The 1,435-nt window shown below is 58.9% G+C and carries 1 pseudogene; it reads left to right on the top strand.

Going from position 1 to position 1,435, the window contains the following annotated elements:
* Window positions 1-81 precede the first annotated feature (81 nt).
* Window positions 82-1,410, top strand: a pseudogene (locus KP705_RS15405) (IS701 family transposase).
* Window positions 1,411-1,435 lie beyond the last annotated feature (25 nt).

Consider the following 1,435-nt stretch of genomic DNA (forward strand, 5'->3'; position numbering starts at 1 on the left):
CACTACTTTGGCAGAAGTAAGATTTTTAGGATTCCCATGTTGCTGATTGCGTRATTCATGGGGAGCCAGCTTTGACGGAGGCTGGTATTGGAAGAAGACTGGCAAGCGGATCTTGAGCAATGGCTCGTCCCGTATCTGGAAGGTCTGGGTAACAAGACGCGGCGTAAAATGTGCCCGGCCTATATCGCAGGTCTGATTGGGCCAGGAGATCGCAAAAGCATCCAGCCCATGGCCGCGCGTTCGGATGCGGTCCCCTATGATCGGCTGCATCATTTCATCGGGGCCGGGCTGTGGGATCAGGCCCCGCTGGAAGCGACCTTGTGGAAACAGGCGGATGACCTGGTTGGTGGCGACGGATCCTGGCTGATCATCGATGACACCGCATTGCCGAAGAAGGGCAAAGCCTCTGTTGGCGTTGCGCCCCAATACGCAACCGCACTGGGCAAGAATGCGAACTGCCAGACAATGGTCTCTGTGACACTGGCTTCGGGTGAAGTTCCCCTGATGCTGAGCCTGCGGTTGTTCCTGCCGGAAAGCTGGACAGGCGACGTCGCGCGCATGGATAAGGCAGGCGTACCTCGCGCCTTACAGGGCTACCGCACGAAGCCTGAAATCGCGCTTGAGGAAATTGATCGCGTCATCGCAGCAGGCGTACGTTTCGGCTGTGTTCTGGCCGATGCCGGTTATGGGTTGTCAGCCCCGTTTCGGCAGGCACTGACCGCGCGGGGTCTTTGCTGGGCTGTCGGTATTCCACGACACCAGAAGGTCTATCCCGACGATGTTCAACTGATCTTCCCGGTTGCCGGTCGCGGCCGTCCACGAGTGCGACACGTTCCGGATGTCACATCCGTGGCGGCACACACCATGCTCGAAGGGGCGAAGTGGTGGCAGGTCAGTTGGCGTAAGGGAACGAAGGGACGCCTGACGGCTCGGTTCGCAGCCATACGCGTACGCATCGCGGATGGCGAGCCCCAGAGGATCGGCTCTGCCGGGGCCCAGCATATGCCGGGCGAAGAAGCCTGGCTTGTGGGGGAGCATCGCTCGAATGGCGAACGCAAATACTATCTCTCGAACTTACCAGCCGACACGCCAATCAAGGTTCTGGCTGGCGCGATCAAAGCGCGCTGGATATGCGAACAGGCCCATCAGCAACTCAAGGAAGAGCTGGGCCTGGATCACTTTGAGGGACGATCCTGGAGCGGACTTCACCGCCATGCCTTGATGTCGATGATGGCCTACGCTTTTTTGCAGTCCCGCAGGCTCGCTCAGGCGGGACGAAAAAAAAAGAGCCTTCGGGCCGCCACCGCAACCCAGTCTGCCAGCAGTGCGCCAGGCCATCCTTGACCGCATGTCTCGTTCACCCCCGACACAATGCCCTCATTGCGGATGGACACTCAAAAGACATCCTAACTCTATTCTGCCAAAGTAGTGCTAG

Origin of the sequence: Gluconobacter sp. P1D12_c (assembly GCF_018812105.1) — a bacterium.
GTDB classification, from domain to species: domain Bacteria; phylum Pseudomonadota; class Alphaproteobacteria; order Acetobacterales; family Acetobacteraceae; genus Gluconobacter; species Gluconobacter oxydans_A.